We start from the raw sequence: 21,263 nt of genomic DNA, 5'->3' as shown, positions 1-21,263 counted from the left end.
ACGCCGGCCATGAACCGGCGCCTGCTCTGGTCCCTGCTCCTCGCGTTGCTCCTGCCGCTGGCCCAGGTGGCGGCGGCCGCGCACGAGGTCTCGCACGTCAAATCGGCGCCGGTCTCGATCCATTGCGACGAATGCGCGGTGGCTGCGGCGGTCAGCGGCGGGGCCGCGACCAGCGCGGTGGCCCCGCTCGCCCTGCTGGACACGGAAGCGGCGGCGCCGGTCGCCCCGACGGAAACGCCGCGGGCCGGCGAGCGCTTCGCCGCGTTCTCGAGCCGCGCACCTCCTGCCTTGCCCTGACCGTGTTTCGCCGTGCGGGCGCGCGAGCGCCCGCATCCCCGATCCGTTCATTGCAAGCAGAAGGAACCGCATCCATGAATGCTCCCCCTCGTGCCGCGTGGCTAGCGCTCGCGCTGGCACTGCCCTGCGCCGTGCGCGCGCAGACCCCGGCCGACATCCAGTCACTGCGTGAGGAGATCAACGTTTTGCGCACGCAGTACGAAGCGCGCATCAAGGCGCTGGAGGCCAGGCTCGAAGCCGCGCAGGCGCAGCCGGCGCCGGCGCCCGCGCCCGCTCCGGCTCCGGTCGCGGTGGCCACCGGCCCCGCGCCTGCGTCCGGCACCGGCTTCAATCCGGCGCTGTCGCTGATCCTCTCCGGCCAGTACACGCGCGCCAGCCGCGACCCGGCCACGTACCGCCTCAGCGGCTTCGCCTTGCCCCCGGACGCGGAGGTCGGCCCCGGCACGCGCGGCTTGAGCCTCGCCGAAACGGAACTCGGTATCTCCGCCAACATCGACCCCTGGTTCAGCGGCAGCGCCAACATCAGCTTCCACCCGGACAACAGCGTCTCGGTCGAAGAGGCCTTCGTGCAGACGACGTCGCTGGGCAACGGGCTCACGCTCAAGGCCGGGCGCTTTCTCTCCTCGATCGGCTATCTCAACTCGCAGCACGCCCACGTGTGGGACTTCGTCGATGCACCGCTCGCCTACCAGGCGATGCTGGGCACGCAATTCGCCGACGACGGCGTGCAGGTGTCGTGGCTCGCGCCCACGGACCTGTTCCTCGAACTGCGGGGCGAGGTCGGCCGCGGACGCAGCTACCCGGGCACCGACAGCTCGCGCAACGGCGCCGGCGCGACGGCACTCGCCCTGCACGCGGGCGGCGATATCGGTGACAGCTCGAGCTGGCGCGCCGGCGTCTCGCTGCTCGACGCCAAGGCGAACGACCAGCGCATCGCCTCGCTCGATCCGGCGCTGGCGTCGCGCGAGGACGCCTTCAGCGGCCGCAGCCGCGTGTGGATCGCGGACGCGGTATGGAAGTGGGCGCCCCATGGCAACGCCACGCGCACCAACTTCAAGCTGCAGGGTGAGTACCTGCACAGCACGCGCGACGGCACCCTGGTAGCCGATGCGGACGGCGCGCCCGTGGCCGGCCCCTATCGCGCCGTGCAATCGGGCTGGTACCTGCAGAGCGTCTACCAGTTCACGCGCGGCTGGCGGGTCGGCCTGCGCACCGAGCGGCTCGATCCCGGGACGCCCGACTACGGCTTCAACGCGGCCCTGTTCGCGAGCGAATCGTGGAAGCCGCGCAAGAACAGCGTGATGCTCGACTGGAGTCCCAGCGAGTTTTCGCGTGTGCGGCTGCAATACGCGCAGGACCGCGCCCGGCCCGGCGCCGCCGACAACCAGTGGTCGCTCCAGTACCAGATGAGCCTCGGCGCCCATGGCGCGCACAGCTTCTGAAAGACACAGGCATGAACAAGATCCATCGTTTCCTTCTCGCGGCCGCGGCGCTGGCCGCCATGGCCTCGCCCGCGCACGCCGCCCTGCGCGTCTTCGCCTGCGAACCTGAATGGGGCTCGTTGGCACAGGCGATCGGCGGCAACCTCGTCGATGTCACCGTCGCGACCAGCGGCCTGCAGGACCCGCACCAGATCCAGGCCAAGCCGAGCCTGATCTCGCGCATGCGCACCGCGGACCTCGTCGTGTGCACGGGCGCCGAACTCGAGATCGGCTGGCTGCCGGTGCTGCTGCAGCAATCGGGCAATGCGAAGGTGCAGCCCGGCCAGCCCGGCAACTTCGAGGCGTCGCGCTACGTGCGCCTGCTCGAGATCCCCACCAGTGTCGATCGCTCGCAAGGCGACGTGCACGCCGCCGGCAACCCGCACATCCAGACCGACCCGCGCAACATCGCAGCCGTCGCACCCGCGCTCGCGCAGCGGCTGCAGCAGCTCGATGGCGCCCACGCCACCGAGTACCAGCAGCGCGGCGCCGACTTCTCGCAGAAGTGGCAGCAGGCGATGGCGCGCTGGGCCACGCAGGCCGCGCCGCTGAAAGGCGTTGCGGCGGTGTCGCAGCACAAGGGCTTCGTGTACCTGTACGACTGGCTCGGCATGAAGGAAGTGGCGGTGCTCGAACCCAAGCCGGGTGTCGAGCCCAGCGCCTCGCATCTGCAGAACGTGCTCGCGACGCTGAAGGCCACGCCCGCGCGCATGGTGCTCTACGCGGCCTACCAGGACCCGCGCGCGTCCGAATGGCTCGCGCAGAACGCCGGCATTCCCGCGGTGAAGATCCCCTTCACCGTCGGCGGCACCGAGCAGGCGAAGGACCTGTTCGCCCTGTTCGACGACACGGTCGCGCGCCTCGTGGCTGCCGCGGCCGCGAAGAAATGATGCCCCCACGCTCCTCGCTTCGCAGATCCGCTGCCCCCCGAGGGGGCCTCAGCCTCCTTGAGCCGGCTCGGCGGAGGCTGAAATGAACTGGTCCGCACTCGACTGGACCATCCTCGGCCCGGCACTCATCGCCGGCCTGCTCGTGCTTGCCACGCACGTGCCGCTGGGCATGGCGGTGCTGGAGCGCGGGATCGTCTTCATCGACCTGGCGATTGCGCAGATCGCGGGGCTGGGCGTGATCGTCGCGATGGCGCTCGGCCTGCCCGAAGGCGGCGTGTGGACGCAGGCCGCCGCGGTGGGCGCTGCGCTGCTCGGCGCGCTGCTGCTCACCTGGACGGAGCAGCGCGCCGCCGAGCAGCAGGAGGCCTTCATCGGCGTGCTGTTCGTGCTGGCGGCGTGCGTGAGCATCGTGCTGCTCGCGAGCAACCCGCACGGCGGCGAGCACCTGAAGGACCTGCTCGTCGGCCAGATCCTGTGGGTGAGCACGACGCAGCTCGCGTGGCTGGCGGGCGTGACGGCGCTGCTGCTCGCCGCCATGCTGGCCGGCGCGGTGCGACGATTCGGTCGCTTCGGCTTCTACGGCGTGTTCGCGATCGCAGTCACCGCCTCGGTGCAGATCGTCGGCGTGTACCTCGTGTTCTGCAGCCTGATCGTGCCGGCGCTGGCCACGCGATCGGGTGCGGGCCGCGCGCGCCTTCTCACCGCGTATGCGCTCGGCGCGATCGGCTACGCGCTGGGATTGGCGCTGTCGGCGATCTTCGATCTGCCGTCAGGCGCGATCGTCGTGTGTGCGCTGGCGGGGATGGGGGCGGTGTATGCGATGCTGATCCCGCATTAGCTGTCATCCCCGGCTCGAGCCGGGATCCAGGGGCTAACCGCGCACCGCGCTCTTGAAGGCAGCCGAGAGCGCGGTGAGCGCATCGTGTGGCCGGCCGCGCTTCACGCGCGTATGAAGCAGCACCGGCAAACGCGGCAACTCGGGCAGGCCGAGCTTGGGCCCGACGTCGACGGCACCGAACGGCAGCATGCGGGGCGCCAATGCGGCGACGCCAAGCCCCGCCATGACGGCCGCGGACACGGCAGCGACGCCGCCGCCGACGAAGATTTCGGTCCACGGCACACGCGCCTTGTCGAGGTATTGCGAGGCCATGACGCGCACACCGCAGGGTTCCGCCAGCGTCGCGACCGGCAGTGGCTCGCCCGCCCGATGCTGCCAGCCCGGCGCCGCGAACCAACCGAACTTTTCTTCCGCGAGGAGCTGCCCGTCGCTGCGGCCCGCGTGCAGGCGCACGATCACCGTGTCGAGCTCGCGCCGGTCGAAGCTCTGCAGCAAGTCCCCCGACGAGCCGATCCGGATCTCGATCACGAGCTGCGGGTCCTGCGTGTTCATCCGCGCGATCAGCCTGGGCAGCTCCGGGCCTGCGACATGGTCGCTGATGCCGATGGTGAGCCGCTGCCGCGTCGCGGCGAACGCGCCGAGCGCGCGGTCGTGCGTCTCCAGCAGTTCGCGCGCGTGTTCCAGGAACGCCGCACCGCGCGTGGAGAGCTGCACGTAGCGTGGCGTGCGCTCCACCAGTCGCCAGCCCAGGCGCCGCTCCAGGCGCTTGAGTTTCAGGCTGACCGCCGCCTGTGTCGTGTCCAGCACTTCGGCCGCGCGAGTGAAGCTGCCGAAGTCGGCGATGCAGATGAAGGCCTGGACGGTGTCCAAGTCGAGGGGCCGTTCAATCATTTCAAACGATTATCACTGATATCCAGTGTGATAGCTTGTTGGATAGGTGGACGGCTCTTACCGTTCGAGGAACGAAACCGAAAGGAGCCACCATGCCGATCGCCCACATTTCGCTGCGTGCCGGAAAGCCGGACGCCTGGCGCCAGGCCATCTTCGACAGCGTCTACCGCGCCCTGCGCGAAGCGCTGAGCGTCCCCGAGGACGACCAGTTCATGACGATCACGGAGCACGACGCCTCGAACTTCCGCTACGGCGCGTCCTATCTCGGCATCTCACGCAGCGACGACCTCGTGTATATCCAGATCACCGTGTTCGACACGCGCACGGCCGAGCAGAAGAAGGCGTTCTATCGGCGGGCCGTGGAGCTGCTGCGGGAAAGTCCCGGCATCCGGCCGGAGGACGTGTTCATCAACTTCCTCGAAGCCGCGAAAGAGAACTGGTCGCTCGGGAACGGCGTTGCATCGTTCGCTTGAGGCGAAAGCCGTCACTGCAATCAGTGCTATCAGTCCTTCGCCAACTCCCGAAAGGTCTTCCGGAACTTCGCCACCTTCGGCGCCGCGATCGCCAGGCAATACCCCTGGTGCGGGTTCTTCTCGAAGAAGTCCTGGTGGTATTCCTCGGCGGGCCAGTAGTTCGCGAGCGGCTGCACTTCCGTGACGATCGGCTGGTCCCACGCCTTGTCCTGCGTGAGCTCCGCGATGATCGCTTCGGCTTCCCGCTTCTGCTCGGGCGTCGTGTAGTAGATGCCGCTGCGGTACTGCGTGCCCGTGTCGTTGCCCTGCCGGTTCAACTGCGTCGGATCGTGGATGGTGAAGAAGATCTCCAGGATCTGTCGCGTGCTGACCTGCGCCGGGTCGTATTCGAGCTTCACGACTTCGGCATGGCCCGTCGTGCCCGTGCACACGTCCTGGTAGCTCGGGTTCTCCACCTGGCCGTTGCTGTAGCCCGATTCGACATCGGTCACGCCGCGCACCTTCACGTACACGGCCTCTGTGCACCAGAAGCATCCGCCGCCCAGGGCGATCGTCTGAAGTTGGCTCATCTGTCTGTCCTTTGTGGGTGATGCACTTTAGTCGGGCGGCGGGGTTCCGCTTTACAGCCGCGAAACTTGACCCTCGCGGCCGGCCAGGCTACATTACTAACCAGTCAGTCAGTAACTTCCATGTCCCTCTCAAAGTTGATCGGCGTGCGGTCGGACGAGCCGGCCGCCAAGCGCGAGCGCCGCAAGGAGGCGCGGCCGGGCGAGCTGCTCGATGCCGCGCTGGACCTGTTCGTCGAAAAAGGATTTGCCGCCACCCGAGCCGAGGAGGTGGCCGCGCGCGCCGGCGTATCCAAGGGCACGCTGTTCCTCTACTTCCCGAGCAAGGAAGAACTCTTCAAGGCCGTGGTGCGCGAGAACATCTCGGGGCGTTTCGCCGAATGGAACGACGAGTTCGAGCACTTCGAGGGCAGCTCCGCCGACATGGTCCGCTACTGCATGAAGGTCTGGTGGGAGCGCATCGGCGCCACGCGCGCGTCGGGCATCACGAAGCTCATCATCAGCGAGGCGCGCAACTTCCCCGAGATCGCGGCCTTCTACCACCAGGAAGTAATCGCGCCGGGTGAGAAGCTGATCCGCCGCATCCTGCAGCGCGGTGTCGATCGCGGCGAGTTCCATGTGACGGACATGGATTACGTGTCCTTCTCCATCGTCGCGCCCATGATCTTCCTGATCATGATGAAGCACTCGCTGGGGGCCTGCATGCCGCTCGACCAGGCGATCGACCCCGAACGCTATGTCCACTCGCAGGTCGAGACGCTGTTGCACGGCCTGGTTGCGCGGCCCGAAGACAAGCCCGCAGGCAAGGGCGCGAAGAAATGACCAAGCGCCGATACCTCTGGATCGGCATCGCGGTGTTCGCATTGGCCATCGCGCTGGGTGTGGTGCGGGCGTTGTCGGCCCGGCGCGCGCAGCAGGACGCGGTCGCGCAGGCCTCGACGGCCAAGGTGCAAAGTGTCGTGGAACTTGCGGCCACCGACGTCGTGAAAGCACGCGAAGTGGCGCTCGAACAAGGGCTGCCGATCTCCGGCTCGCTGCGCGCGGTGAACTCCGCGGTGGTCAAGGCCCGCGTGGCCGGCGAGCTGCAGGGCCTGACGGTGCGCGAGGGTGATGTCGTGAAGGCCGGCCAGGTGATCGCGAAGGTCGACGCCACCGAGTACCTCGCGCGCGTGAAGCAGGCGCAGGAGCAGGCCGACGCCGCCAAGGCGCAGATCGACATCGCCCAGCGCCAGTGGGACAACAACAAGAAGCTGGTGGACCAGGGCTTCATCTCCAAGACCGCGCTGGACACCTCCTGGAACAACTTCACCGCCGCGCAGGCGACCTACAACGCGGCCGTGGCGGCCGTGGAGGTCGCGAAGAAATCGCTCGACGACACGGTGCTGCGCGCGCCGATCGCAGGCAGCGTGTCGCAGCGCGTGGCGCAACCCGGCGAGCGCGTGGGCATCGACGCCAAGGTGATCGAGATCGTCGACCTGTCGCGGCTCGAGCTCGAGGCGACGCTCACGGCGGCCGATTCGGTGAACGTGCGCGTCGGCCAGAAGGCGGCGCTGCAGATCGAGGGCCGGGCGCAGCCCGTGCCCGCCAGGGTCGTGCGCATCAACCCGACGGCGCAGGCCGGCAGCCGCAGCGTGCTCGCCTACCTCGAGGTCGAGGATGTGACCGGACTGCGTCAGGGCCTGTTCGCGCAAGGCACCTTGGGCACCGGCCGGATGAACGCGCTGGCCGTGCCGCTGGCGGCGGTGCGCACCGACAAGCCCGCGCCGTATGTGCAGGTCGTGGAGAACGACAAGGTCGCGCACAAGGCGGTGGAACTGGGTGGGCGCGGCCAGGCCGAGGGGGAGACCATGGTCGCGGTGAAGGGCCTGGCGCCCGGCGCCGTGGTGATCAAGGGCGCGCTCGGGCCGCTGCGCGAAGGCACGGCCGTGAAGTTCACCAAGGCTCCTGCACCCTGACATGTGGTTCACCCGCGTCAGCCTGAAGAACCCGGTCTTCGCGACGATGCTGATGCTCGCCATCGTCGTGCTGGGCCTGTTCTCCTACCAGCGGCTGAAGGTCGACCAGTTCCCCAACATCGACTTCCCGGTGGTCGTGGTGATCACCGATTACCCGGGCGCCTCGCCGGAGATCGTCGAGAGCGAGGTCACCAAGAAGATCGAGGAAGGCGTCAACTCGATCGCCGGCATCAACGCCCTCACCTCGCGCAGCTACGAGAGCCAGTCGGTCGTCATCCTCGAGTTCCAGCTCTATGTCGATGGCCGCAAGGCGGCCGACGACGTGCGCGAGAAGATCGCCTCGATCCGGCCGACGCTGCGCGATGAGGTGAAGGAGCCGCGGGTCGTGCGCTTCGATCCGTCGGCGCGCGCGATCTGGTCGGTGGCCGTGCTGCCCGATGCGACGCGCGGCAAGGCGATGGACGCGGTGGAGCTGACCAACTGGGCCGACCAGGTGCTGAAGAAGCGGCTGGAGAACGTGCGCGGCGTCGGCTCGGTGAACCTGGTGGGCGGCACCAAGCGCGAGATCAACATCTACCTGAACCCGGCCGCAATGGAAGCCTTCGGCGTCACAGCCGACCAGGTCGCGACCGCCGTGCGCAACGAGAACCAGGACCTGCCGGTCGGCGCGATCCGCTCCATGGCGCAGGACCGCACCGTGCAGGTGGACGCCCGCATGAAGCGGCCCGAGGACTTCGGCCGCATCATCGTCATGCGCAAGAACGGCGCGCCCGTGCGCGTCGACCAGGTGGCGCACGTGGCCGACGGCGCGCAGGAGATCGACAGCCTGGCCCTCTACAACGGCGGCCGCACGCTGGCGCTCACGGTGCAGAAGTCGCAGGACGAGAACACCATCGAGGTGGTCCAGGGCCTGAAGAAGACCATCGCCGAGATGGACAAGCAGTTGCCGCCCGGCGTGAAGCTCACCGAGATCACCGACAGCTCGCGGCCGATCCGCGTGTCGGTGGAGAACGTGCGGCGCACGCTGATCGAAGGCGCGGCGCTCACGGTGCTGATCGTGTTCCTGTTCCTGAACTCGTGGCGCTCCACCGTCATCACGGGCCTGACGCTGCCGATCTCGATCATCGGCACGTTCCTGTTCATGTACGCCTTCGGCTTCACGATCAACATGGTGACGCTGATGGCGCTGTCGCTGTGCGTGGGCCTGTTGATCGACGATGCGATCGTGGTGCGCGAGAACATCGTGCGCCACGTGCAGCTGGGCAAGGGACCCTACCCCGCCGCGCTGGACGGCACGCAGGAGATCGGGCTGGCGGTGCTGGCCACCACCTTCTCGATCGTCGCCGTGTTCCTGCCGATCGGCTTCATGGGCGGCATCATCGGCAAGTTCTTCCACGAGTTCGGCGTGACCATCGTCGCGGCGGTGCTGATCTCGATGTTCGTCAGCTTCACGCTCGACCCGATGCTCTCCTCGGTGTGGCACGACCCGGAGATCGAGCGCCACGGCAAGCCGCTGCAGGCCGTCACGCTGTACGACAAGACCATCGGCCGCGTCACCCACATCTTCGAGCGCGTCACCGACGGGCTCGGGCACGCCTACCAGGACATCCTGCGCTGGTCGCTGGGCCACAAGCTCGTCACCGTGCTGCTCGCGATCGGCATCTTCGTGCTGTCCATCGTCATGGTGCCGCTGCTGGGCACGGAGTTCGTGCCGAAGGCGGACTATTCCGAAACCTCGATCAACTTCTACACGCCGGTCGGCTCGTCACTCGAAGTGACGGAGGCGAAAGCCAGGCAGGTCGAAGCGATCGTGCGCGAGTTTCCCGAGGTGCGCTACACGCTCTCGACCATCAACACCGGCAACGCGCAGGGCAAGATCTACGCGTCGGTCTACGTGCGGCTGGTCGACCGCAAGGAGCGCGCGCGCAGCGTGGACCAGATGTCGGGCATCCTGCGCGAGCGGCTCAAGCAGGTGCCGGGCATCACCGTGACGCACGTCGGGCTGCTCGACGCGGTGGGCGGCAACAAGCAGATCGAGTTCTCGCTGCAGGGCCCCGACCTGAAGGAGCTGGAGAGCCTGTCGCGCCTCGTGAGCGATCGCATCCGCACCGTGCCGGGCCTGGTGGACCTCGACTCCAGCGTGAAGCCGGACAAGCCGGTGGTCTCGGTCGACCTCAAGCGCGATGCCGCTTCGGACCTGGGCCTGTCGGTCGCCCAGGTCGGCGCCTCGCTGCGCACCCTCGTCGCCGGCCAGACCGTGGGCAACTGGCGCGCGCCCGACGACCAGACCTACGACGTCAACGTGCGGCTCGCGCCCGACGCGCGCAACCAGCCGGAAGACCTCGCCCGCCTGCCGTTTGCCGTCGCCGGCAACGCCGACGGCAGCTCGCGCATCGTGCGCCTGAGCCAGGTCGCCGACGTCAGGGAATCGACCGGCCCGAACCAGATCAACCGGCGCGACCTGACGCGCGAAGTGGCGATCAATTGCAACGTCTACAACCGCTCGGCGGGCGAGGTGTCGTCCGACATCCGCAAGGTGCTGGACACCATCAGCTTCCCCCCAGGCTACGGCTACCAGTTCAGCGGCTCGACCAAGAACATGGCCGAATCGTTCGGGTACGCCGTCTCGGCGCTGGCGATGGCGATCATCTTCATCTACATGATCCTGGCGAGCCAGTTCAAGAGCTTCCTGCAGCCGCTGGCCCTGATGACGTCGTTGCCCCTTACGCTGATCGGCGTAGTGCTCGCCCTGCTGTTCTTCGGCTCCACCATCTCGATGTTCTCGATCATCGGCATCGTGATGCTCATGGGCCTGGTGACCAAGAACGCCATCCTGCTGGTGGACTTCGCCATCCGTATGCGCGAGCAGGGCATGGAGCGCAGCGAGGCGCTGCTCCACGCGGCGAAGGTGCGGCTGCGCCCCATCCTGATGACGACGCTGGCGATGATCTTCGGCATGGTGCCGCTCGCCTTCGCGCTGAGCGAGGGCTCGGAGCAGCGCGCGCCCATGGGTCAGGCCGTGATCGGCGGCGTGATCACCTCGTCGCTGCTGACACTGGTGGTGGTGCCGGTCGTCTACTGTTACCTGGACGACCTGGCCGGCTGGGCACGCGCGAAGTGGCGCGGCACCGCCCGATCGGGCGGCTCCGGGGCACAAGCTGTGCCGGCCTCTAAAATCGACGGTTTGTCCTGACCTGCAAACCGAAAAGTACGCCATGAACGCCCCGATCGACCTCGAACGCGCCCGCTTCAACATGATCGAGCAGCAGATCCGTCCCTGGGACGTGCTCGACTTCGACATCCTGGGTCTGCTGTCGCAGGTGCGCCGCGAGGACTTCGTGCCGCTGGCGCACAAGGCGCTGGCCTTCGTCGACATGCAGATTCCCCTGCCCGGCGGCGAGCGCATGCTCGAGCCCAAGGTCGAGGCGCGCATGCTGCAGGACCTGAAGCTCAAGGGCCACGAGAAGGTGCTGGAGGTCGGCACCGGCTCCGGCTACATGGCCGCCCTGCTCTCGCGCAAGGCGCAGCGGGTGATCTCGCTCGAACTCAAGCCCGAACTCGCGAAGATGGCACGGGAGAACCTGCAGCGCGCGGGCATCACGAACGTCGACGTGCGCGAGGCCGACGGCGCCAACGGCCTGTCCACCGAGGCCCCGTTCGATGCGATCGTGCTCTCGGGCTCCGTGGCCGAAGTGCCGCCCGCCCTGCTCTCGCAGCTGAAGGTCGGCGGCCGCCTGGCCACCATCACCGGCTCGGAGCCGATCATGCGCTTCACGCTGATCACACGCACCGGCGAGACCACCTACACGACGGCGCAGCCGTGGGACATCAACGCCCCGCGCCTGGCGCACTTTCCCGAACCCTCGAAATTCACCTTCTGATGATCGAACAAGTCCGCCCCTCCGAACTGTCCCAGTGGATCCAGTCGCACGGCGCGGACGCGGTCGTCCTGGACGTACGCGAGCCTGTCGAAGTGCAGGCGGCCAGCGTGAAGCCCGCAGGCTTCGAGCTGGTGCACATCCCGATGAACGAGATCCCGGGCCGTCTCGGCCAACTGGACCCGGGGCGAGCGGTGGCGGTTCTCTGCCACCACGGCAACCGCAGCATGCGAGTTGCCATGTTCCTGCAAGCCAACGGCTTCGACACCCTCGCGAACATCGCGGGCGGCATCGAGGCCTGGTCGCAGGAACTCGACCCGAGCGTTCCACGCTACTAGCCACAAGCCGGCGGTGTCGAGCGATGACCGAAGACATGACTTGAGGACGGACCCATGAAGAAACTGCGGACCTCTTTCCGCGTGCTGCCCCTGCCCGCGATCCTGGCGGCTGCGTTCGCGATGCCCGTGCACGCACAAAGCTTGCTGGAGCTGTACGAGTCGGCGCGCACGTACGACGCCGCCTGGCAATCGGCCAAGGCGCAGTACGACGCCAACCTGTATCGCGCCGAGCAGGCCAAGGCCGGCATCCTGCCGACTGCGAATCTCGCCGCGGGCGTGACGCGCAGCCACCTGGACAACACGGTGCCCAATGTGGAGTTCTCCTCCACCACGCAGACCGGCACCGTGAGCGCGTCGCAGCCGCTCTACCGGCCCGCGAACTTCGCGACCTACCAGCAGGGCAAGCGCCAGGTCGAGCTGGCGCAGGCGCAGCTCACGGCCGCCAGCCAGGACCTCATCATCCGCGTTGCGCAGGCGTACTTCGACGTGCTCGCGGCGCAGGACACGCTGACCTTCGTGCGCGCCCAGAAGGTGGCGAACAACGAGCAGCTCGCCTCGGCCAAGCGCAACTTCGAGGTCGGCACATCGACGATCACCGACACGCGCGAGGCCCAGGCGCGCTTCGACCTGGTCACCGCCCAGGAGATCGCCGCCGAGAACGACCTGCGCGTGAAGAAGCTCGCGCTCGATTCGCTGGTCGGCAAGCCGGACGTCAAGCCGAACCCGCTGGCCGTCACCACGCTGCCGCCGCCGCAACCCGAGAACGCCGAAGTGTGGGTGCAACAGGCCGAGGACACGAGCCCCTCGATCGCCCAGGCACGCGCGAACGTGGAGATCGCCCAGCTCGAGACCGAGAAGGCCCGGGCCGGCCACAAGCCGACGCTGGACCTCGTCGCGAGCTACAACGTCACGCGCAACCCGAACGGCACGACGAGCATTCCCGCCTCGACGCGCGCCAACACGGGGACGGTGGGCGTGTCCTTCAACATGCCCCTGTTCGCCGGCTTCGCGACGCAGAACCGCATCCGTGAAACGCTTTCCCTCGAGGAGAAGGCGCAAGCCGACCTGGAGAACACGCGCCGCACCATCGCGCAGGCCACGCGCACGGCGTTCTTCGGCCTGATGTCGGGCCAGAGCCAGGTGAAGGCGCTCGAGGCCGCCGAGGCGTCCAGCCAGAGCGCGCTGGAGGCCAACCAGCTCGGCTACCAGGTGGGCGTGCGCATCAACATCGACGTGCTGAACTCCCAAAGCCAGTTGTTCCAGACCAAACGAGACCTGGCGCAAGCCCGCTACAACGTGCTGCTTGGGCACCTGAAGCTGCGGCAGGCCAACGGGACGTTGACGCCCGAAGATCTGGCGAAGCTGAATACGCTGGTGGTGTCGCCGCCGGCGGGGAAGTAACTACTTCTTCCCCAGCCCCATCCGGGCCGCGCCTTCGGTGTACAGCCTGGTCTTGGACGCCATGAAGGCGTCCATCTCCTCGACCCCGACGTTGATCAGCTCGAAGCCGTTCTTGGCGGCCAGCTCCTTCATCTCGGGGTCGTTGTTCAGCGCGCGCCACAGGTCCGAGATCCGCTTGCGCGCTTCGGGCGGCGTGGACTTCGGCACGCCGATGCCCCGGTAGGCGCCGTCCACCCAGTCCACGCCCAGCTCCTTGAAGGTGGGCACGTCGGGCATCAAGGGATGGCGCTTGTCCATCGCGACGGCGAGCGGCCGCACACGCTCCTTGTTGTTGATCGCGAAGGGCGTGTACGTCATCGCGCCGTCGACCTGGCCGCCCATCACGGACGTGGCGAGGTCACCGGTGCCCTTGAACGGCACGTACAGCGTCCTGATGCCGAAGGCGGCATCGAGCCGCTCATGCGCCGCATGGTTGGCGGAATACTGGCCCGAGCCCGCGAGGCTCAACTTGCCCGGGTTCGCCTTCGCGGCATTGACGAACTCCTGGAAGTTCCTGATCGGGCTCGACGCGGGCACCACGAGCGTGTCGGGCGTGAAGTGGAACCAGAACACGGGCGTCACGTCGGCCGTCTTGTATTGCACGTCCCCCTGGATCGGCTGGAAGACGATGTGCGGCAGGTTGATGCCCACGACGTTGTAGCCGTCGCCGGGCAGCTGGTTCATCTGCGTCCACATCAGCGCGCCGCCCGCGCCGGCCTTGTACTGGATGATGGCATCGACGCTGGGGCACTTCTTGCGCAGCACCACCTGCTGGTGGCGCGCGGACAGGTCCGACTCGCCGCCCGGCGGGAAGGCCTGCCAGTACGAGACGTTCTTGTCGGGGCATTGCACGGCTTGCGCCAGCGCAAGCGGCGCGATGGCCGCCAGGGCCAGTGCGCAGATCGACTTCCTCATGCCTGTCTCCTTGTTCGGAATTGCCAGCTCAGGACTGCAGCCGCTGGCGGACTGCTTCGGTGACTTGTGCCGTGCCCGCCGTGCCGCCGAGGTCGCGCGTGTGCAGGCGCGCATCGGCCGTGACGGATTCGATGGCTCGCATCAGCTTGGCGGCGGCCTCGCGCTCGCCCAGGTGCTCGAGCAGCATCACGCAACTCCAGAAGGTGCCGATGGGATTGGCCAGGCCCTGGCCCATGATGTCGAAAGCGGAGCCGTGGATCGGCTCGAACATGCTCGGATAGCGCCGCTCGGGGTCGACGTTGCCGGTGGGCGCGATGCCCAGGCTTCCGGCGAGCGCGGCCGCCAGGTCGCTCAGGATGTCGGCATGCAGGTTGGTCGCGACCAGCGTGTCCAGCGACGCCGGCCGATTGACCATGCGCGCCGTGCATGCGTCGACCAGTTCCTTGTCCCATTCGACGTCGGGGAACTCCCGGCTGATGGCCAGCGCGATCTCGTCCCACATCACCATCGCGTGGCGCTGCGCATTGGACTTGGTGACCACCGTGAGCTGCTTGCGCGGCCGCGACTGCGCGAGCCGAAAGGCGAACCGCATGATCCGCTCGACACCGGCGCGCGTCATCATGCTCACGTCGGTCGCCACTTCGATCGGGTGCCCCTGGTGCGCGCGGCCGCCCACGCCCGCGTACTCGCCCTCGGAGTTCTCGCGCACGATCACCCAGTCGAGGTCGGCCGGCCCGCAGCGCTTGAGCGGCGCATCGATGCCCGGCAGGATGCGCGTCGGCCGCACGTTGGCGTACTGGTCGAACCCCTGGCAGATCTTCAGGCGCAGGCCCCACAACGTGACGTGGTCGGGAATGTGCGGATCGCCCGCCGAGCCGAACAGGATGGCGTCCATGGGACGCAGGGCATCGAGCCCGTCGTCCGGCATCATTTTCCCGTGCCGGCGGTAGTAGTCGCCGCCCCAGTCGAAGGAGGTGAACTCGAAGCGGAAGCCCGGCCCGGCCTGCGCGAGCGCCTGCAGCACCTCCTGGCCGGCGGGCACCACTTCCTTGCCGATCCCGTCGCCGGGGATGCAGGCCACCTTGTACGTCTTCATCGCATGGGTCATGGTGGCTTCACTGTAGGCACGCGGGCAGAGCGCGGTACGGAGCACAATTCAAGGCATCCTTGAACCGGGATTCAACAATGACGCAGGCCACATCGTCACAGGACATGCAGTTCTTCGCCCTGCTGGTGCGCTGCGGCAGCCTGACGGCCGCGGCGCGCGAACTGCAGATCACGACCGCCGCGGTGAGCAAGCGGCTGTCCTCGCTGGAAGCGCGGCTGGGCGCGAACCTGTTGCACCGCACGACGCGGCGGCTCGCGCTCACCGACACGGGCCGCACCTACCTGGAGAACGCGCGCCGCATCCTCGACGAGATCGATTCGCTGGAACGCGAGCTGCAGGGCGCCCGCGCACAGCCCGCCGGACTGCTGCGCGTGAACGCCACGCTGGGCTTCGGCCGCATGCACATCGGCCCGGCGATCGCCGCCTTCTCGCGCAAGTACCCGCGCGTGGACGTGCGCCTGCAGCTGAGTGCGTCGCCGCCGCCGATCACCGAGGACGCGTACGACGTCGGCATCCGCTTCGGCGAGCCGCCCGATTCGCGACTGGTCGCGCGCAAGCTCGCGTCCAACCGCCGCCTGCTGTGCGCGTCGCCCGCCTACCTCGCGCGCACCGGTGCGCCGCAGGCGCCGCAGGAGCTGGCCCGCCACAACTTCATCTCGATCCGCCAGGCCGACGAAGCGCAAGGGCTGCTGCGTTTGAAGAGCGGCCGCCGCACCGAGACCGTGAGGCTGCGCGGGCACCTGAGCACCAACGATGGCGAGGTGGCGGTGAACTGGGCGCTGAACGGGCTGGGCATCGTGCTGCGCGCGGAATGGGATGTCGCACGCTACCTGCGCAGCGGCCGGCTGGAGCAGGTGCTCCAGGCCTGGGACACGCCGCCGGCGGACATCCATGCGGTGTATCCGGCGCATCACGCGGGGGTGATGCGCGTGCAGGCGTTCGTGGAACACCTGGAGCGGTACTTTGCGGTGGAGCGGTGAGGCGCGGACGCCCGGCGCGGACTACTTCTTGCCGGCGAAGACGAGCAGCAAGCCGCCTGCGACGATCGCACCGACACTGGCCCAGATCGGCACGTTCACGGTCTGCTTTTCCTGCGCGGACAACTCGAGCGGACCGAGCTTCACGACCGTCGTGTCCTTCGTGTAGGTGAACCCGCCATAAGCGAGTCCGAGGATGCCGCCGACGATGAGGACGACGGCAATGACTTTGACTGGATTCATGGCAGCTTCGGGTGTGTATCGTTGCAAGGCATCGTCATTGTCGCGCGATCAGGGCAAGCACCGCCTGCGCCGTCTTTCGCGCCGCGCCCTGGTGGGCCGAGGCAAACGCGCGGGACGAGCGCACGGCGCTCTCGTGGCGTGCCGCATCCGTGGCCAGCGCCACCGCCGTGCGAACACCTTCCGCCATGTCCTGCACGCGCAGCGCGGCGCCTGCTTCCTGGGCCAGCTCCGCCACTTGCGCGAAGTTGAAGGTGTGCGGCCCCATCACGACCGGGCAGCCGCAGGCCGCCGCTTCGATCAGGTTCTGCCCGCCAAGCTTCTCGAAGCTGCCGCCCAGCAGCGCGACATCCGCGAGCCCGTAGTACATGGCCATCTCGCCGAGCGAATCGCCGATCCACACGTCCGCATCGCGCGGGGCATCGATCCACGAGCTGCGACGCGAAACCGCAAGCCCGTGCTGCTGCGCGAGCGCCGCGACCTCGTCGAAGCGCTGCGGATGGCGCGGCACCACCAGCCATTGAACGCCCTCGCGCATGTCGCGCAGCAGGCGGAAGAACTGCGCCTCCTCGCCCTCGCGCGAACTGGCGAACATCACGACCGGGCGCCCCCGCTGTTCGCGCCAGCGCAGTCCTTGGGCGAGCTGCTGGGGATCGGGTGTCGCGTCGAACTTGAGGTTGCCGAATACGCCTTTCACCGTGGCGCCTGCCAGCGAGAGCCTCTCGGCATCGCCTTCGGTCTGCGCCCACACGGCGGAGAGCGCCCCGTACGCAGGGCGCGCCAGCCGCGCGAGGTGCAGCGTCTGTGCCAGCGACTTCTGCGACAGGCGCGCGTTCGCGAGCACGAGCGGGATGTCGCGCGCCTTGCATGCCGAGACCACGTTGGGCCACACCTCGGTTTCCATCAGCACGCCGGCGCCGGGACGGAAGTGATTGAGGAAGCCGTGCACGGCCTTGGGCGTGTCCCAGGGGAACCACGCCTGCATGTCGCCTTCGCGCAGCAGGCGCTCACCTTCCGCGCGGCCCGTCGCCGTGCCGTGCGTGAGCAGGATCCGGATGTCCGGTTTCAGTGCGCGCAGCTGGTCCATGAGGATCGCGGCCGCGCGCGTCTCGCCGAGCGACACCGCATGGATCCACAACGCGCCGGGCTCCGCGGGCGCGCCGCGGTAAAGCCCGAACCGCTCGTCCACATGCTGCAGGTAACCCGGCTCGGCCCGGCCGCGCCGCCGCAGCTTGCGCCTCACGAGGGGCTGCGCCCCGATCACGGCCAACGTGTAGAGGCGCTGCACGATCATGCGGCCCCCTTCACGGCCTGCCACGCGTCCCACACGGCGTCGACCGCCGGTGTGGGCTGCGCGTACACGGCGCGCTGCTTCGCCGCATCGACCGGCCCGGTGCGCCACGCCGTCTCGAAGTTGTAGATCTGCACGTGCGGCAGGTCGAGCGCCACGGCGATGTGGCTCAGGCCGCTGTCCACGCCGATCACGCCCGCACAGCCGGCAAGGCGGTCCGTGAGCGCGCCCAGGTCCAGGCGCGGCCACACCTGCGCCGCGTCGCCCAGTTCGTGCGCCATCCAGTCGCTGCGCGCGCGCTCCTCGTCGTTGCCGTGCGGCAGCGCGATCGTGTGGCCCTGCGCGATCAGGCGCCGCCCCAGCAGCACCCAGTTCATGAGCGGCCAGCACTTGTCCTCGCGCGAGGTGCCGTGGACGAAGCAGATCGCGTTGCCTCGGGCCGCCGGCGCCTGCGCCTGCAGTCCGAAGCGAAGCTGCGAGGGGATGTCGTAGTTCAACGCACGCGCGCAGATCTCGCGCGCACGCTGCACGGCATGCACTTGCGGGTCGAGCTGGATGGCGACGTCCGCCACCCAGCGCGTCGGCGCTTCGTAGCTTGCGCCATGCGTGCGGTTGGCCATCGCGAAGCGCCGGCCCCCTTCGGCGGTGCGCGCGGCGCGCGCAATGAGCGCGGACTTCGTCAGGCCCTGCAGGTCGACGATCGCCTCGTAGCGTTCGCTGCGCAGTTGCCGGCGGAAGGCTCTCCAGTCGTGCCGCGTCTCGTGCGACAGGGGCGCGCGGCTCCAGCGCCGCAGCTCGCAAGGGATGGTTTCGCCCACGCCTTCGCAGCGCGCCACCAGCGGCGCAAAGGCCTTCTCCACGACCCAGTCGATCCGCGCATCGGGCAGCCGCGCGCGGATGTCCTGCACGGCCGGCATGGTGTGCACCACGTCACCGAGCGAGGAGAGTTTGACGATGAGGATCCTCACGGGGCGACATTGTGCCTGCCATCCCGGCGCCGGCCGGGCGACCTCAGTGCGCCGCCGTCTGGATCGCCGCGTCCGGCTTCACCTGCCGCAGCAGGGAGAGCATGTCGGCTTCGATGCGGTGCAGCGCCTCGGGCGTGTGGCCTTCGAAGCGCAGCACCAGCACGGGCGTGGTGTTCGACGCGCGGACCAGCCCGAAGCCATCCGGCCAGTCGACGCGCACGCCGTCGATCGTCGAAACCTGCGCCGGCGCAGCGAACTTCGCGTTCGCCTTGAGCTTCTCGACCACCGCATGGGGTTCGCCCTCGGCGCATTTCACGTTCAGCTCCGGCGTCGAGAAACTGGTGGGCAGGTTGTCCAGCACGGCGCTCGGGTCCTGCGAGCGCGAGAGGATCTCGAGCAGCCGGCAGCCGGCGTACGTGCCGTCGTCGAAGCCGAACCAGCGCTCCTTGAAGAAGATGTGGCCGCTCATCTCGCCGCCCAGCGGCGCGTTCACTTCCTTCATCTTGGCCTTGATGAGCGAGTGGCCCGTCTTGTACATCAGCGGCACACCGCCGGCGTCCTTGATCGCCGGCGCGAGGCGCTGCGTGCACTTGACGTCGAAGACGATGGTGCCGCCCGGCACGCGCGAAAGCACGTCGCGCGAGAACAGCATCATCTGGCGGTCCGGATAGATGTTGTTGCCGCCGCGAGTGATGATGCCCAGCCGGTCGCCGTCGCCGTCGAAGGCCAGGCCCAGTTCGGCCCCATGCGTGTTGATGGCAGCGATCAGGTCGCGCAGGTTCTCGGGCTTGCTCGGGTCCGGATGGTGGTTGGGGAAATCGCCGTTCACCTCGCTGTAGAGCTCGATCACCTCGCACCCGAGCGCGCGGAAGATGCCGGGGGCCGACGCCCCCGCGATGCCGTTGCCCGAATCGACCACGATCTTCATCGGCCGGGCGAGCTTCACGTCGGAAACGATGCGGTCGCGGTAGGGTGCGAGGATGTTCACGTTGCGCACGTTGCCGGGCTTCACGTCGCCCGTGGCGCCGCGGCCCTCTTCCATCAGGCGGCGCAGCGCCTGGATCTCCTCGCCGTAGATGGCGCGGCCGGCCATCACCATCTTGAAGCCGTTGTAGTCCTTCGGGTTGTGGCTGCCCGTCACCTGGATGCCGCTGGAGCACAAGGTGCTGGTCGCAAAGTAGAGCATCGGCGTCGTCACCATGCCGATGTCGATCACGTCCACGCCGGAGGCCACCAGCCCGCGCACCAGCGCCGCCGACAAGGCCGGGCCGCTCAGCCGCCCGTCACGGCCCACCGCCACCGTCTTCTCGCCTTCGCGGCGCGCGATGGTCCCGAAGGCATGGCCGAGCGCTTCGGCGACTTCATCGTTGAGCGTCGAGGGGACGACCCCGCGCACGTCATACGCCTTGAAGATCGAAGGGGAGAACTTCATGAGTGCGATTCTTGTTGGAGTGAGGACGGGAAATTGTAGGCGGGCGCCTGTTACCGATGGCTGAGACACCGCACAATGGCGCATGGACGAGATCGGCCCATGACGCCTGCACCGCGCCGCGTGCTCCCGGTGATCGTGTTCTCGCAATTCGCGGGCACGTCCCTGTGGTTCGCGACGAACGCCGTCATGCCGGACCTGCAGCGCGACTGGGGACTGCCCGCCGCCGCGGTGGGCACCCTCACGTCCGCCGTGCAGATCGGCTTCGTCGCCGGCACGCTCGTGTTCGCGCTGCTCATGGTGGCGGACCGCCATCCGCCCACGCGTGTCTTCCTGGCGTGCGCCGCACTCGGCGCGATCGCCAATGCCGCGACCTTGCTGCTGCGGGGCAGCGATTGGGCCGCCCTGCTCGCGCTGCGCTTCGCCGTCGGCTTCCTGCTGGCGGGCATCTACCCGGTCGGCATGAAGATCGCCGCCAGCTGGTACCGCGAAGGGCTGGGCGCCGCGATGGGCGTGCTGATCGGCGCGCTGGTGCTGGGCACCGCGCTGCCGCACGGATTGCGCGCGCTGGGCTGGAGCGGGGGCAGTGCACCGCTGTCGTGGCAAGGCGTCGTGCTCGGCGTGTCGCTGCTGGCCCTGGCAGGAGGCGTGGCGACCGCGTGGCTCGTGCCCGAGAACCCCGACCGGCCGCGCGGCCAGGCGATCACGCCGCGGGCGCTGGGCGTCATCTGGACCGACCGGAAGGTGCGCGCCTCCGTGTTCGGCTACTTCGGCCACATGTGGGAGCTGTACACCTTCTACGTGCTGGTGCCGCTCATCCTCGCGACGCGGCTCGCGGCCGGCGGCGTGAGCAGCGCCGCCTTCGCGATCATCGCCAGCGGCTTCGCCGGCTGTGTCGTCGGCGGGCTGCTCGTGCGGCGCTTCGGCAGCGCGCGCGTGGCCGCAGCGCAATTGGCCACGAGCGGCCTGTGTTGCCTGGCGGGCCCGCTGCTGCTCGACGCGCCCTTGCCGATCTTCATGGCATGGCTGCTGCTGTGGGGCACGACCGTCGTCGGCGATTCGCCGCAGTTCTCGACACTCACTGCACGCAACGCGCCGCCGCAACTGGTCGGCAGCGTGCTGACGTTCTCCAACAGCATCGGCTTCGGCATCACGGTGGTCAGCATCGAGCTGTTCGTGCGGGGCGCGCAGGCGGTGCCGCTGGCCGCCTTGCTGCCGTGGCTGGCCGTCGGGCCGGCGATCGGTTTGTGGATGCTGCGGCCGCTGGTGCTCCCGCCTCTGCGGTGAC

General features: G+C 68.4%; 21 protein-coding genes. 13 read left to right on the top strand and 8 right to left on the bottom strand.

Features of this window, described 5'->3' with window-relative positions:
- The first annotated feature begins 9 nt into the window (after positions 1-9).
- From AC3EF3_RS04640 to AC3EF3_RS04625, 4 genes are all read left to right on the top strand, one after another.
- Positions 10-297 (top strand): hypothetical protein, encoded by a 288-nt coding sequence (locus AC3EF3_RS04640; RefSeq protein ID WP_488530982.1) that lies wholly within the window; start codon positions 10-12, stop codon positions 295-297.
- A 74-nt stretch (positions 298-371) separates the two neighbouring features.
- Positions 372-1,739, top strand: a complete 1,368-nt coding sequence (locus AC3EF3_RS04635; protein WP_488530981.1) for a hypothetical protein — start codon at positions 372-374, stop codon at positions 1,737-1,739.
- 11 nt (positions 1,740-1,750) lie between these two features.
- A complete protein-coding gene (locus AC3EF3_RS04630; protein WP_488530980.1) occupies positions 1,751-2,668 on the top strand; it encodes a metal ABC transporter substrate-binding protein in 918 nt (305 codons plus the stop codon).
- An 82-nt stretch (positions 2,669-2,750) separates the two neighbouring features.
- Positions 2,751-3,506 (top strand): metal ABC transporter permease, encoded by a 756-nt coding sequence (locus AC3EF3_RS04625; RefSeq protein WP_488530979.1) that lies wholly within the window; start codon positions 2,751-2,753, stop codon positions 3,504-3,506.
- A 33-nt stretch (positions 3,507-3,539) separates the two neighbouring features.
- Here the strand turns inward: AC3EF3_RS04625 and AC3EF3_RS04620 are convergent, their stop codons facing one another.
- Positions 3,540-4,397 carry a LysR family transcriptional regulator gene (locus AC3EF3_RS04620; protein WP_488530978.1) on the bottom strand — a complete coding sequence of 286 codons (858 nt, stop codon included), beginning with the start codon at positions 4,395-4,397 and terminating at the stop codon, positions 3,540-3,542.
- A 92-nt stretch (positions 4,398-4,489) separates the two neighbouring features.
- Here AC3EF3_RS04620 and AC3EF3_RS04615 point away from each other — a divergent pair, with 92 nt between their 5' ends.
- On the top strand, positions 4,490-4,870 hold the full coding sequence (locus tag AC3EF3_RS04615; protein ID WP_488530977.1) for a tautomerase family protein: 381 nt from the start codon (positions 4,490-4,492) through the stop codon (positions 4,868-4,870).
- A 29-nt stretch (positions 4,871-4,899) separates the two neighbouring features.
- On the opposite strand, the gene msrA is transcribed toward AC3EF3_RS04615, so the two are convergent.
- Positions 4,900-5,439 (bottom strand): peptide-methionine (S)-S-oxide reductase MsrA, encoded by a 540-nt coding sequence (gene msrA / locus AC3EF3_RS04610; protein ID WP_488530976.1) that lies wholly within the window; start codon positions 5,437-5,439, stop codon positions 4,900-4,902.
- A 120-nt stretch (positions 5,440-5,559) separates the two neighbouring features.
- Between msrA and AC3EF3_RS04605 the strand changes: the two genes are divergently transcribed.
- The 6 genes from AC3EF3_RS04605 to AC3EF3_RS04580 are packed head-to-tail and all read left to right on the top strand — an operon-like array spanning position 5,560 to position 13,008.
- Complete coding sequence (locus AC3EF3_RS04605) at positions 5,560-6,258, top strand: TetR/AcrR family transcriptional regulator (protein ID WP_488530975.1); 699 nt, start codon at positions 5,560-5,562, stop codon at positions 6,256-6,258.
- Positions 6,255-7,391, top strand: a complete 1,137-nt coding sequence (locus AC3EF3_RS04600) for an efflux RND transporter periplasmic adaptor subunit (RefSeq protein WP_488530974.1) — start codon at positions 6,255-6,257, stop codon at positions 7,389-7,391. Before AC3EF3_RS04605 ends, AC3EF3_RS04600 begins: the two co-directional genes overlap by 4 nt.
- 1 nt (position 7,392) lies before the next feature.
- Positions 7,393-10,584 carry an efflux RND transporter permease subunit gene (locus AC3EF3_RS04595; RefSeq protein ID WP_488530973.1) on the top strand — a complete coding sequence of 1,064 codons (3,192 nt, stop codon included), beginning with the start codon at positions 7,393-7,395 and terminating at the stop codon, positions 10,582-10,584.
- A gap of 22 nt (positions 10,585-10,606) precedes the next feature.
- The gene (locus AC3EF3_RS04590; RefSeq protein ID WP_488530972.1) at positions 10,607-11,272 is read left to right on the top strand and encodes a protein-L-isoaspartate O-methyltransferase family protein; all 666 of its coding nucleotides are present in this window, start codon (positions 10,607-10,609) and stop codon (positions 11,270-11,272) included.
- Positions 11,272-11,607, top strand: coding sequence for a rhodanese-like domain-containing protein (locus AC3EF3_RS04585; protein ID WP_488530971.1), 336 nt, complete (start codon positions 11,272-11,274; stop codon positions 11,605-11,607). Before AC3EF3_RS04590 ends, AC3EF3_RS04585 begins: the two co-directional genes overlap by 1 nt.
- Before the next feature lie 54 nt (positions 11,608-11,661).
- A complete protein-coding gene (locus AC3EF3_RS04580; protein ID WP_488530970.1) occupies positions 11,662-13,008 on the top strand; it encodes a TolC family outer membrane protein in 1,347 nt (448 codons plus the stop codon).
- Here the strand turns inward: AC3EF3_RS04580 and AC3EF3_RS04575 are convergent, their stop codons facing one another.
- Entirely contained in the window at positions 13,009-13,962 is a 954-nt protein-coding gene (locus tag AC3EF3_RS04575) for a tripartite tricarboxylate transporter substrate binding protein (RefSeq protein WP_488530969.1), read from the bottom strand.
- 28 nt (positions 13,963-13,990) lie between these two features.
- Positions 13,991-15,058, bottom strand: a complete 1,068-nt coding sequence (locus AC3EF3_RS04570) for a tartrate dehydrogenase (RefSeq protein ID WP_488533735.1) — start codon at positions 15,056-15,058, stop codon at positions 13,991-13,993.
- 89 nt (positions 15,059-15,147) lie between these two features.
- Here AC3EF3_RS04570 and AC3EF3_RS04565 point away from each other — a divergent pair, with 89 nt between their 5' ends.
- Positions 15,148-16,050 carry a LysR family transcriptional regulator gene (locus AC3EF3_RS04565; RefSeq protein ID WP_488530968.1) on the top strand — a complete coding sequence of 301 codons (903 nt, stop codon included), beginning with the start codon at positions 15,148-15,150 and terminating at the stop codon, positions 16,048-16,050.
- Positions 16,051-16,071: 21 nt separating this feature from the next.
- Here AC3EF3_RS04565 and AC3EF3_RS04560 read toward each other — a convergent pair whose 3' ends face one another.
- Genes AC3EF3_RS04560 through AC3EF3_RS04545 form a run of 4 tightly spaced genes read right to left on the bottom strand, consistent with a single transcriptional unit; the run spans position 16,072 to position 19,978 of the window.
- Positions 16,072-16,290: a hypothetical protein gene (locus tag AC3EF3_RS04560; RefSeq protein WP_488530967.1), complete on the bottom strand. Its 219-nt coding sequence runs from the start codon at positions 16,288-16,290 to the stop codon at positions 16,072-16,074.
- 34 nt (positions 16,291-16,324) lie between these two features.
- A complete protein-coding gene (locus AC3EF3_RS04555; protein WP_488530966.1) occupies positions 16,325-17,581 on the bottom strand; it encodes a 3-deoxy-D-manno-octulosonic acid transferase in 1,257 nt (418 codons plus the stop codon).
- Positions 17,578-18,546: a lipopolysaccharide heptosyltransferase I gene (gene waaC, locus AC3EF3_RS04550; protein ID WP_488530965.1), complete on the bottom strand. Its 969-nt coding sequence runs from the start codon at positions 18,544-18,546 to the stop codon at positions 17,578-17,580. The genes AC3EF3_RS04555 and waaC overlap by 4 nt, the downstream gene beginning before the upstream one ends.
- A 43-nt stretch (positions 18,547-18,589) precedes the next feature.
- A complete protein-coding gene (locus AC3EF3_RS04545; protein ID WP_488530964.1) occupies positions 18,590-19,978 on the bottom strand; it encodes a phosphomannomutase/phosphoglucomutase in 1,389 nt (462 codons plus the stop codon).
- A 99-nt stretch (positions 19,979-20,077) separates the two neighbouring features.
- Between AC3EF3_RS04545 and AC3EF3_RS04540 the strand changes: the two genes are divergently transcribed.
- A complete protein-coding gene (locus AC3EF3_RS04540) occupies positions 20,078-21,262 on the top strand; it encodes an MFS transporter (protein ID WP_488530963.1) in 1,185 nt (394 codons plus the stop codon).
- The last annotated feature ends 1 nt before the right edge of the window (position 21,263 follow it).

The sequence above is a fragment of the Ramlibacter sp. GS1-15 genome (genome assembly GCF_057785015.1).
Note: the sequence above shows the minus strand (reverse complement) of the source record. Positions and strands in the feature narration are given on the sequence as shown.